This is a genomic window from Streptomyces albicerus (genome assembly GCF_008905045.1).
GTDB lineage: Bacteria > Actinomycetota > Actinomycetes > Streptomycetales > Streptomycetaceae > Streptomyces > Streptomyces albicerus.
In genome coordinates, this window is record NZ_VWMY01000027.1 from 68,587 (window position 1) to 80,484 (window position 11,898).

General features: G+C 69.8%; 6 protein-coding genes. 1 reads left to right on the forward strand and 5 read right to left on the reverse strand.

The genetic code is table 11. The annotated features are described in order from the left end of the window. Positions 1 to 30: 30 nt before the first annotated feature. The 5 genes from GAS53_RS24880 to GAS53_RS24900 form a co-directional block, all read right to left on the reverse strand. The gene (locus GAS53_RS24880; RefSeq protein WP_151479928.1) at positions 31 to 2,115 is read right to left on the reverse strand and encodes an alpha-galactosidase; all 2,085 of its coding nucleotides are present in this window, start codon (positions 2,113 to 2,115) and stop codon (positions 31 to 33) included. Further along, positions 2,112 to 2,960 carry a carbohydrate ABC transporter permease gene (locus GAS53_RS24885; protein ID WP_151479929.1) on the reverse strand — a complete coding sequence of 283 codons (849 nt, stop codon included), beginning with the start codon at positions 2,958 to 2,960 and terminating at the stop codon, positions 2,112 to 2,114. Before GAS53_RS24885 ends, GAS53_RS24880 begins: the two co-directional genes overlap by 4 nt. After that, on the reverse strand, positions 2,960 to 3,895 hold the full coding sequence (locus tag GAS53_RS24890; RefSeq protein WP_151479930.1) for a carbohydrate ABC transporter permease: 936 nt from the start codon (positions 3,893 to 3,895) through the stop codon (positions 2,960 to 2,962). Before GAS53_RS24890 ends, GAS53_RS24885 begins: the two co-directional genes overlap by 1 nt. Before the next feature lies 1 nt (position 3,896). Beyond that, positions 3,897 to 5,183, reverse strand: a complete 1,287-nt coding sequence (locus GAS53_RS24895; RefSeq protein WP_151479931.1) for an ABC transporter substrate-binding protein — start codon at positions 5,181 to 5,183, stop codon at positions 3,897 to 3,899. A 114-nt stretch (positions 5,184 to 5,297) separates the two neighbouring features. Beyond that, a complete protein-coding gene (locus GAS53_RS24900; protein WP_151479932.1) occupies positions 5,298 to 7,448 on the reverse strand; it encodes a glycoside hydrolase family 27 protein in 2,151 nt (716 codons plus the stop codon). Positions 7,449 to 7,720: 272 nt separating this feature from the next. On the opposite strand from GAS53_RS24900, the gene GAS53_RS24905 reads away from it, so the two are divergent. Then, positions 7,721 to 11,803 (forward strand): discoidin domain-containing protein, encoded by a 4,083-nt coding sequence (locus GAS53_RS24905; RefSeq protein ID WP_151479933.1) that lies wholly within the window; start codon positions 7,721 to 7,723, stop codon positions 11,801 to 11,803. Positions 11,804 to 11,898: the final 95 nt, after the last annotated feature.

The following is an 11,898-nucleotide window of genomic DNA, read 5'->3' on the forward strand; positions in this document are numbered from 1 at the left end:
GCCGTCCTGGAAACATATGCCGGGCCGGTTTCACTGCCGTATCAGCACCACCAGTTCGGCGTCGTGGTCGGCGCTCCAGGCGAAGGGCAGCCCGTAGTGGAGCAGATGGGCTCCGCTGTATGTGCCGCCCGATACGGCGTCGCGATAGCGCGCCTGTGGGGCAAGGCCTCGCAGGCGCAGCCGGTCGGGGCGGCCGGGCACCAGCGGAGCCCCGTCGAGACGTCCGGTGCTGAGCGCCGCGACGACCGTGCGCCCTGCCTCCGGGTCGTCGTACTGCACGCCGAAGGTGGGGTCGTTCGGTGTGCCGAGGAGCTGGACGTCCCCCTGGTGGATGATCTCCCGTATCTCCTTGTAGCGGGCGATCCACCAGGCGGCCTCGGCACGCTGCTCGGACGTCCAGGCACGCAGGTCGGCACCGATGCCGAGGACGCCGCACATGGCGTTGACGAAGCGGAAGGCGAGGCTGCGGGGGCGCGGGTCGAACACTCCGGGAGCGTCGGTGACCCAGGAGCTCATGACGTGCGGGGCGTGGGCGTGCAGGAAGCCGTACTGGATGGACAATCGGTCCAGCGGCGCGGTGTTGTCGCTGGGCCATACGACGTCGGTGCGCGCGAGGGTCGCGTGCTCGATGCGGCCGCCGCCGCCCGCGCAGCCCTCGATGGTGACGTCGGGGTGCGCGGCGCGCAGATGGTCCAGGATCCGCAGGTATCCGCCGACGTGCTGGGCGTCCAGGTCGAGGTGGTCGGCGCGCTCGGTGCCGGGTCGGCCGCGCTCGGTTGGCGGCCGGTTCATGTCCCACTTCAGATAGCTGATGTCGTAGGCGTGCAGCAGCCGGTCGAGCGTGCCGATCACGAAGTCCTGGACGTCCGTGCGGCCCAGGTCGAGGAGCAGTTGGTTGCGGACCAGACGGGCGGGGCGGCCGTCGATGCGGTAGACCCACTCGGGGTGCTCGGCGTACAGGCGGCCGGCCGGGCTGACGGCCTCGGGTTCGACCCACAGGCCGAAGTCCAGATCGAGCGCCCGGATGTCCTCGACGAACCGGTCGAAGCCCTGCGGGAAAGCCGCCGGGTCCGGGTACCAGTCGCCCAGTCCCCCGGTCTCGTCGCCGCGGCCGGTGAACCAGCCGTCGTCCACGACGAACAGTTCGGCGCCGATGTCGGCGGCCGTCTTGGCCAGTTCCAGCTGCCCGGCCGCGTCGACGTCGAAGCCGGTGGCCTCCCAGGAGTTGTAGAGCACCTTGCGGGGGCGGTGCAGCCGTCCGCCGGCGAGGTGGCGTTCGTAGCGGTGCCAGACGCGGGAGAGCCCGTCGAGGCCGTCCGGGCTGAAGGCGCAGGCGAGGCGGGGGGTGGTGAGGGTTTCGCCGGGGGTCAGGAACACCACGCCCTCGTGCGGGACCCGCCCGGCGCGGACGCGCACGGAGCCGCCGGGCTCTGCCTCCGCGGTGATGTGCCAGTTGCCCGGCCACTCGAGGGCGACACCGTAGGCCGCCTCCGCCTCTGCGTCCTGTACGGCGAGCCAGGGCGCGTACGCGTGTCCGGGCGCACCCTGGAGGCTGCCCATGGTGAAGGTGCCCCGGGGCAGGTCGAGTTGGGTGCGCTGGAACTCCTGCGACCACTGGCCGGCGAGGTACGTCAGCCGGGCCGGGCCGGTGACGGGGATGTTCACGGCGGCCGAGTCGAGGCGCTCCAGGCGCAGTTCCTCGCTTCCGGTACAGGTGAACTCGGTCCAGCGCAGAATCACGTCCGTGCCCGGCACCGCCTGGTAGCAGAGGACCGTACGCAGTCCCAGGAGGTCGTCGGTGAAGGAGAGCCGCAGGCTCCCCTCTTCCTCCTGTGGGCCGTCGAAGTCCCACCACACGCCCCGCTCCCGGCCCGGACGGGTTGCCACGAGCTCGGATCCGGTGAACGGCCGCAGGCCGTGCGGCAGATACTCGGCGGGCGCCGCGTCCGCGGGCGTGATGAAGTGCGTGCGCCGGGACCAGTCGAGGGCGGAGGGGCCGTGTTCGACGCCGAGCGGGCCCCAGGCGTCGAGTTCGGCCCACGGGCCGTCCGGGGACAGGCGGACGGTGTAGCTGGTGTGCTCGGTGCGCAGGGTCCAGCGCAGGTACGACGTCACTTCACCGCTCCCAGGTTGAGGCCGGCCACGAAGTGCCGCTGGAACCGCAGGAAGACGGCCACGGTGGGAGCGGCGGCGATGACGGATCCGGCGGCGATCACGTTCCACATCGACACATACTGGCCCTGAAGTCCGATGAGGGCGGCGGTGATCGGCATCTTGGTGTCGCTGCGCAGCACGGTGATCGCCCACAGCAGGTCGTTGAAGATCCACGTGAAGGACAGGGCGCTGAGGGCCGCCAGGGCGGGGCGGGTCAGCGGCAGGATGATCCGCCAGAAGATCTGCCACGGTCCGGCGCCGTCGACGACCGCCGCCTGCTGGATCTCCGCGGGGATCGCGCGCATGAAGCCGTGCAGGACGAAGACGTAGAAGCCGACGCCGAAGCCGATCTGTACGCCGATGAGTGCGGGCAGGGTGTCGTAGATGCCCATCAGCTCGCTCAGTTTGGACACCGGGATGAGCAGGATCTGCGGCGGGAGCAGGTTGCCGCCGAGCATGAGCAGCAACAGGGAACGGCGGAAGGGCAGTTCGTAGCGGCTGAGAGCGAAGGCGGCCATGGCGGCCAGCGCGAGTGTCACGAGGACGCAGGGCACGGTGACCAGCAGGCTGTTGATCAGGGCGCGCTGCTGGCCTCCGTCGTTCCAGGCCTGGCCGAAGTTGTCAAGGGTGAAGGAGTGCGGCCAGCTGCCCAGACCGTGTGCGGCGATGTCGTCGAAGGAGCGCAGGCTGGTCACCAGGACCAGGAGGATGGGCAGCAGCCACAGGACGGCCAACGTGCCCGCGCCCAGGTGGAATCCCGCGGTCGCGGCCCGCTTGCGGCGCAGTGCCGTGGACGTGGCGGACATCAGTCGGCCTCCCGGAACGCACGGACGAGGTAGGAGCAGATGACGCCGAAGGCCAGCACGAAGATGACGACGGCCAGGGCGGAGCCGTAGCCAAGGCGCAGGGACTGGAAGGCAGTTGAGTACATGTAGGTGCTCAGCAGTTCGGACGAGTGGTAGGGGCCGCCGCGGGTCAGCGACCACACGACGTCGAAGGAGCGGAGTGAGTCGATGACGATGACGGACAGGACGACCGCGTTGACGCTGCGCAGTTGGGGCAGGGTGACGTGGCGGAAGCGTTGCCAGGCTCCGGCGCCGTCGACCTTGGCCGCCTCGTACAGGGCCGGGTCGATGCCCTTGAGGCCGGCGAGGTAGAGGACCATGACGTAGCCGATCTGCCGCCACAGCGCGGGCACGATCACCGCGTACAGGGCGGTGTCCTGGTCGGCTAGCCAGGCGTGGCGCAGGCTGCCCAGGCCGACCGATTCCAGGAGTTGGTTGAGGACGCCGTCGGGCTGGTAGATCGCCTGCCAGACGAGCGCGGTGGCGACCAGGGAGAAGACGACGGGCAGGAACAGGGCGGCCCGGTAGAAGCCGACGCCGCGCCGCTCCTGCTGGAGCAGCAGCGCGGCGGCCAGGCCGAGGAGTGCGGACAGGCCGCCGAAGAGCACGAGCCACAGCACGGTGTGGCCGGCCGCGCTGCGGAAGACCTCGTCGCCGGCCATCTCGCGGAAGTTGTCCAGGCCGACGAACTGCGGCGTCGACACGCCGTCCCACTGGGTGAGGGCGAGGTAGAAGCCCTGCGCCGCGGGCCAGAACACCCACAGGGCCTCGGCGAGCAGCGGTACCAGGACGAAGGCGAGTACCAGCGGGGGTGTGCGCCGGGGGCCCCGGCCCCGACCGCCACGGGACGGCGTCGGGACCGGGGGCTTTTGGTGGGGAGCGGTCAGGACGGCCATGTCAGGCGTTCCAGATCTTTTCGGCGTCGCGCTGCCAGTCGGTGAGGATGCCGCCGATGCTCTTCGGTTTGGCCAGGAACTTCGTCAGCGCGGTGTCCGCCGCGGGCTGCATGGCGTCGCTGGAGTCCCGGTTGAAGAACTGGGTGATCTCGACTGCTTCCTCGATGTGCTTGCGGCCCTTCTTCACCAGCGCGGTGCCGGCGTCCTTCGCGTCCGGGTGGCATGGCAGGACGGTCCCGGACGAGCCCTTGATGTAGATCTCCTGGGCTTCGGCGGTGGCGAGGTAGCGCAGCAGGTCGGACACCTGGTCGCGGCGGCCGGTGCGGGCGCTGGCGAAGTAGCCGTCGACCGGGGCCTCTTCGGCGAGCGGGATCTTCGGGTCGATGACGGGGAAGCGGAAGAAGTCGATGTCGTCCAGGGCGTCCTTGGGCGCCGCGTCGGCGAAGAAGGTGCCGATCAGCATCATGCCGCTGCGGCCGTTGAGCAGGGAGGTCGTGGCGTCCTGGAAGGCGACGGCGGTGCCGTTCGGGTCGAAGTACGGCAGCAGCTCCTGCCACCGGTCGAAGACCTTGCGTACCTCGGGGTCGTCGAACCGGTGCTTGCCGGCGAGGAGTTGGCGGTGGTAGTCGGCGCCGTTGATGCGGATGTCGAGGTAGTCGAACCAGGCCGAGGCCACCCAGGCGGTGTTGCCGCCGGCGCCCAGGCCGATCGGGTCTACGCCCTTGGACTTGAGCTTGTCGCACAGGTCCAGGAAGTCGTCCCAGCTCTTGGGCTCGCTCACGCCCCACTTCGCGAAGTTGGACTTCCGGTAGAACATGCCCCACCAGTAGTAGGTGGCGGGGACGAAGACCTTCTTGCCGGAGCTCGCGGTGCACAGGCTGTGCAGCGCCTTGGAGTAGCCCTTGAGGTCGGGCGAGGTCCAGACGTCGTCGAGGTCGAGCAGCAGGTCCTTCTTGGCGTAGGCGTCCGCGACCGAGCCGGGGTACCAGGTGCAGACGTCAGGCGGGTTGGCGGAGGTGAGATACGTCGGCAGCTGGGTGCGGAAGGTCTCCGCGGCGACGGTGTTGAGGGTGGCGCGCCCGGACCCCTTCTTCGCGTAGGCGGCGACGATGTCCTCCATCGCGGCCTTGGCCTGCGGGGCGGAGAGGTTGGACTGGAGGGTCACCGCGCCTTTCGAGGAGCTCTTGCCGGAGGAGGTGGCGGTGACACAGCCGCTGAGCAGCGCCGCCGTCCCGGCGGCGCCGAGTCCGGTGAGGAACCGGCGTCGGTTGGGCTGATGGTTCGTCATGGAGGCTCCCTGCAGATCCGCGCGAGTGGGGCGGGCCCTCCTGACGGCCGGGGCCCCGCTCGCGCGGATCCAGATTCGCGTGGTGCTTCGACCACGTCAAGAATAATTACTAATTTATTTGAACTGGGTCCGGTGGACGTGTCCGTCGACTCCGCGGAACACCGCGTCGACCGTGCCGCCCGGTCCGGCCACCGCTCCGAGCGCCCCGTCGAAGGCGGCGCTGGGGAACTCCTGCCGCTTGGTCCAGCCCTGCCAGGCACCGTTCTCGTACCGCTGCTGCCAGAGCGTGTAGTCGGCGGCCCGCGCGTACAGCACCACGGCGTCTCCCACCGCGACGAGCGTCGGGCTGCCGCTGACGGTCCCGCCGAGCGACGTCCACTGCGACCCCTCCCCCGACGTCGCCCGGGACCGCGTCCACACGTCGTCCGCCGCGGTGCGAACGGCCACGTGGACCCGCCCCTGGGCGTCGACGACGGCGGACGGCCGCCCGTAGGTCGGCCGGCCACCGGGTGCGTCGAGCGACGTCCACCCGGACGAAGGGCCGCGCTGCACGATCCGCCCGTCGGAGCCCCGGGCGAACAGCGTCCAGTGACCGGGATCGGTGAACGCCACCGACGGCGCGTCGGTCACCTGGCCGCCCAGGCTCTGCCACGTGCCCCAACGGCCGCCGGAGAAGACCCGCCGGTACACCCGGGAGTCGGCGCCCCGCACGAACACGTCGATCCGGCCGCCCGCCGAGGCGTACGCGGCCGGCTGCCCCAGGATCCTGCCCTTCGCAGGACCGCCGAGATCCCGGATCCGCGGCCTGCCGCTGCCGTCGGCGGAGGCGGTGTGCTGGACGAGGGCGCCGTCCGGTCCGCGCAGGAAGGTCGTGAGTGTGTCGCCGTCGCGCACCACTGCCGGACTCGCCGTGGCCCGCTGTCCCAGGCTGGTGCCGGGCAGGGCGTCCGGGCCGGACAGCTTCAGGAACGCGGTGCCGTGCGCCGGAACTTCGACCGTGTACGTGTCGGTGTGAACGCCCCGGTCCTCTCGTGCCCGCAGGTCGCGGACCCGCACCGCCCCACCGAGCCCCACGTCGGAGAACCGGACCGTGCGCTCGACCGGCCGGTCGGAGCGGTTGAGCAGCACGACCGCCCGCCGGCCATTGCCTTCGAGGACCTTGCTGTAGACGTCGCCGACGGAGTCGGAGGCCACCCGTACGCCCTGGACGGCCAGGGGGTCTTGGTCGACAGCGATGATCTCCGGGTTGCGCAGCGTCTCGATCATCGAGTCCGACAGGGTGCGCGGGTCGGAGCCCAGGACGAGCGGCGAGCCCATCTCGGCCCACATCACGAACTGCGTGGTGGACTCCTCCTGCGTCAGCTCCAGGGACCCGTCGCCCATGCGACGCATGGGGATGAGGTAGTCCGGGTCGTTGTAGCGGCCCGGGCCCTGCGCCTCGGGGTGCCAGGCGTTGGCGTCCATGTTGCGCAGCACGTTGGGCCACTGCCCGGGACTCGGGGTGCCCCAGGCGATGTCCGTGCCGGTGCGCCAGGAATCGGCGATCGTCGGGGCGTAGACGTACGAGTTGTGCGCGTCCTGCTCGGGCGTGTGCGGCAGCCCCCAGTCGTCGGTCAGCGGGTTGCACAGATTCAGCAGCATCTTCCGGCCGGACTTGGCCACCGCGTCGCTGAACTCCTTGAACGCGGGGCCCGGATCGAGCTTGGCGCCGATCCCGCACAGGAAGTCGACCTTGACCGCGTCGATCTTCCAGCCCGCGAACTGCCGCGCGTCCTCCTCGTAGTACCCCCTGCTGCCGAGACCGCAGCTCTTGCCGCCGTCGTAGGCGCCGGCGTCGGTGTAGATGCCTGCCTTGAGTCCGCGCTGGTGGAGGTAGGAGACCAGCGCCGGGATGCCGGAGGGGAAGCGGTTCGGATGGGCGACGAGCCGCCCTTGCGCGTCGCGCGGGTTGTCGGCCTGCCAGCCGCCGTCGAGCCACACGATGTCGTAACCGCTGTCGCGCAGACCGCTGCTGACCAACTTGTCGGCGACGGCGCGCACTTCCTGTTCGGTGGGTGCGCCCAGCCCGTAGTACGTGTTCCAGCCCATGTAGGGCGTCGGAGCGAGACCACTGTCGTAGTACTCGGGCGCGCCCTGGTCGACGGCGGTCTGCGCCGTGGCCACAGGGGCCGCGGTCACCGCCAGGACCGTGGCGATCGCGACCGTGGTGGCACGGCGCGTGAGTCTCAGCGCTGCGGGTGTACGGGGCTGCGGGGGTGAAGTCACTTGCCTCTCCCGATGGTTGGGAAGCACGAGGGCGTGACGCGGGCCGCGCTGCAACAGGGGCCGCCGACGTCACGGCGAAGACTGTGGCGCGTGGCCGAAACCCTGTCAATATTAATTCCTAATTTAATAGAAAGCGGCTCTGGTCTTGCACCAGGGGTTGACAGGAATCCCCTCGCACCACAGCCTTTGGCAACGTTGTCATTCCGTTTGGCACCACGCGCGCCGTGTCGTGTCCGGCCCGTGCCGCTGTCTTTTGATGGGACATCACACTCATGACAGATCAGTCGAGTCCGCCACGTCACCCGTCGCGACGGTCGGTCGTCACCGGGGGCTCCACTCTGCTGGCGGGGTTCGGTCTCGGTTCCCTGTTGCCCGTGTCGACCGCTGCCGCTGCCGGCACCGACATGCCGGCCGCGCCTTCCCCCACTCGTGAGCTCGCGCTCCACCGCCCCGTCGCGGTCTCTTCGACGGCCTACGCGCCCACCCCGGGCTCGTTCGTGGTCGATCGGCTCACCTCACCGGGAGTGCGCGGCAGCGGATGGCGCGCGGCAGCGGGTGACCCGCAGTGGATCTCGATCGATCTGCAGGCCGCATGCGACGTCACCTGGATCCGTCTCACTTTCGAAGCCGATGCCAGTGACCCGGTGTTCACGCCCCCCACCACGGGCAATCCGGCCAACGGCACCACGGGCAAGGAGATCCAGTCGAGTTACGCGGTCGAGTACACGGTCGAGACGTCGACCGACCGTGCGTCCTGGACGAGCGTGTACCGCACGACGGCGGGCACCGGCGGCGTGGTGAACATCCAGCTCCCCCGCCCGGTCACGGCGCGCTGGGTGCGGATGACCTCGCGCAAGCGCTCCAGCCCCAACCCCCTGGGCCTGAACGGCTTCGAGGTCTACGGCACCGCCAAGGGACACCGGCCGTCGGCCACCGGCTGGACGGACTGGGGCACGCACTCCGGGCCTGCGCCCAAGCTGACGGTGGCCGATGACGGCACCGTGCCGGTGGAGTCCGGTTGGCGGCTGACCCTCGACGAGTGGGCCGGCGCCGAGGGCAAGGACCTGTCGAAGACGTCCGTCGACACCGGCGGCTGGCTGCCGGCCACCGTCCCCGGCACGGTGCTGACCTCGCTCGTGGACCAGGGCAAGCTGCCCGATCCCGTCGTCGGACTCAACAACCTCCAGGTCCCCGAGGCCCTGTCACGGCACGCGTGGTGGTACAAGCGGGACTTCGAGCTGCCGCGCGGTCTGCGCACCGGAGCCGGGCGCCGGATCTGGCTGGAGTTCGACGGCATCAACCACACGGCCGACATCTGGCTCAACGCTCGGCACGTGGGCGATCTGACGTATCCCTTCGCCCGCTCCGCCCACGACGTGACCGAGCTGCTCTCGACGGACGACACGAACGCCCTAGCGGTGAAGATCACGCCGATGCCGGTTCCCGGCAGCCCCGGTGACAAGGGCCCGGCCGGCGAGGCCTGGGTGGACGCGGGCGCCAACCAGATGAACCTCAACTCGCCCACCTACCTGGCCTCCTCGGGCTGGGACTGGATGCCCGCGGTACGCGACCGGGCCGCCGGCATCTGGAACCACGTCCGGCTGAGATCCACCGGCCATGTCGTGATCGGCGATCCGCGTGTCGACACGGTCCTGCCGAACCTGCCTGATGTGTCCGTCGCCGAGTTGACCATCGTCGTTCCGGTCCGCAACGCCGACACCGCCGACCACCGAGCGACGGTCTCCGCGGCCTTCGACGACATACGGGTCTCCAAGGTCGTCACCGTGCCGGCGGGCAAAAGCATCGACGTGACCTTCACCCCCGACGCCTTCGGCCGCCTGCGGCTGCGCAACCCCAGGCTGTGGTGGCCCAACGGGCTCGGTGACCCCGCCCTGCATGACCTCACCCTGGTCGCGTCGGTCGACGGCGACGAGAGCGACCGTCGTGCCACCCGGTTCGGCATCCGCCAGTTCGGCTACGAGTACGAGGTGCCGCTGCCGTTCGCCGCCTCCGGTGACGCCTACACCCAGTCCGTGACCTTCGACCGGCAGCAGGCCCGGTACGTACGCATCAAGTGCCTGACCCGGGCCACCAGTTGGGGCAGCTCGCTGTGGACCCTGTCCGTGTTCGACAGCGCCCGGCCCTCCACCGACCTCGCCCTGCACGCACAGGCCGACGCCTCGAGCACGGACGGGAACGATCACGGCCCGGCCCACGTGACCGACGGCGATCCCGCCACCCGCTGGTCCTCGGCCTACGAGGACGACCACTGGATCCGCGTCGACCTGGGATCCCAGCAGTCCCTCGACCGGGTCGACCTGGTCTGGGAGCAGGCGTACGCGAAGACCTACGTGGTGCAGGTCTCCTCCGACGACGCCAACTGGACAGATGTGGCGTCGGTGGACAACGGGGCGGTGCCACTGCCCTTCAACAACGGCAACGCCAGCCTGCAGGTCGAGGACTTCGCTCCCCGAACCGCCCGCTACGTCCGCATCGCCTGCGGGCTGCGCAACACGAGCTGGGGCAACTCCCTGTGGTCACTGGGCGTCATCGACAGCGCCGACCCCGGAACCGACCTCGCCCTGCGCCAGAAGGCGGCTGCCTCGACCGAGGAGCCCGACCACCCGGCCGCCCACGCCACCGACGGCGATCCGGGCACCCGCTGGTCCTCCCAGTACGAGGACCACCAGTGGATCCAGGTCGATCTCGGCTCCGCGAAGAGGTTCGACCGGGTGGCCATCCTGTGGGAGTCGGCCTACCCGAAGACCTACGTGATCCAGGTGTCCGACGACGCGGACACCTGGACCGACGTGAAGTCCGTGTCCAACACCCCCGACCCTCTGAAGATCAGCGTGAACGGCGTCCGGGTCCTGGCCCGCGGCGGAAACTGGGGCTGGGACGAACTGCTGCGCCGGATGCCGTCGGAGCGGATGGACGCGGCCGTACGGATGCACCGTGACATGAACTTCACGATGATCCGCAACTGGGTGGGCACCTGCGACCGGGAGGAGTTCTTCGCCGCCTGCGACACACACGGGATCCTGGTGTGGAACGACTTCCCCAACGCGTGGGCCATGGACCCGCCGGACCACGACGCCTTCAACTCGATCGCGCGGGACACCGTCCTGCGCTACCGCATCCACCCCAGCGTGGTGGTCTGGTGCGGAGCCAACGAGGGCAACCCGCCGGCCGCCATCGACAAGGGCATGCGTGAAGCCGTCGAACAGCAGGTCCCCGGCATCCTCTACCAGAACAACTCGGCCGGCGGGATCGTCACCGGCGGCGGACCGTACGGCTGGGTCGAGCCGGAGAAGTACTTCGACCCGTCCATCTACGGCAGCAAGGACTTCGGTTTCCACACCGAGATCGGCATGCCCGTCGTCTCCACCGCCGCCAGCATGCGCAACATGACGGGCGACGAGCCCGAGTGGCCGATACGCGGCGCCTGGTACTACCACGACTGGAGCGAGCGCGGGAACCAGGCGCCGCACACGTACAAGGCCGCCGTCGAAGCCCGCCTCGGAGCGGCCACGGACCTGGACGACTTCGCCCGCAAGGCCCAGTTCGTCAACTACGAGAACACGCGCGCCATGTTCGAGGCATGGAACGCGAACCTGTGGGACAACGCCAGCGGCCTCATGCTGTGGATGTCCCACCCGGCGTGGCACAGCACGGTCTGGCAGACCTACGACTACGACTTCGACGTCAATGGCACCTACTACGGCGCCCGCACGGCCTGCGAGCCCCTGCACGTGCAGGCCGACCCCAAGGGCCAGATCCTCGCCGTCAATCACACCCGGAAGGACCTGCGGAACGCCACCGTCACCGCACGACTGCTCGACCTGTCGGGGCGGCAGCTCGGCAAGAGCAGGGACGCCCGACTGAACGTGGCACCGGCAGCCACCGCGAAGGCGTTCACCGCCGGCTGGACCGACGATCTGCCCGACCTGCACCTTCTGCGCCTGACCCTGGAGAACAGCGACGGCCGCGTCGTATCGCACAACACGTACTGGCGCTATCGCACCCCGGCCGCCATGCAGTCCTTGACCAAGGCACCGCAGGCGAAGGTGTCCGCAACGGTCACACGCCTGTCGCGTTCCGGGACCCGTCACGACCTGACCGCCACCATCCGCAACCACGGTCCGGCCGTTGCCGCCATGGTCCGGCTCTCACTGCTGGACGGCACGACCGGCCATCGTGTGCTGCCGACGCTCTACAGCGACAACTACCTGTGGCTGCTGCCCGGCGAGTCACAGACCGTCACCTTGTCCTGGCCCGCCCGGGCTCTGAAGTCACCCAGCCCGCTTCTCAAGGTGGAGGCGTACAACAGCCGCTCCTCGACGGCGCGCCCCTAGAACCCACGACGATCCGTACTGACTGGCCGCAGAACCATGACGTGCCGCGGAGAGCCTCAACCCGACATGCAGACGCGAGACGCTCCGCGGCACTC

Coding starts and splice junctions, on each gene's coding strand:
- GAS53_RS24890 (WP_151479930.1), bottom strand. CDS start 3,895: ATGGCCGTCCTGACCGCTCCCCACCAAAAGCCCCCGGTCCCGACGCCG.
- GAS53_RS24895 (WP_151479931.1), bottom strand. CDS start 5,183: ATGACGAACCATCAGCCCAACCGACGCCGGTTCCTCACCGGACTCGGC.
- GAS53_RS24885 (WP_151479929.1), bottom strand. CDS start 2,960: ATGTCCGCCACGTCCACGGCACTGCGCCGCAAGCGGGCCGCGACCGCG.
- GAS53_RS24905 (WP_151479933.1), top strand. CDS start 7,721: ATGACAGATCAGTCGAGTCCGCCACGTCACCCGTCGCGACGGTCGGTC.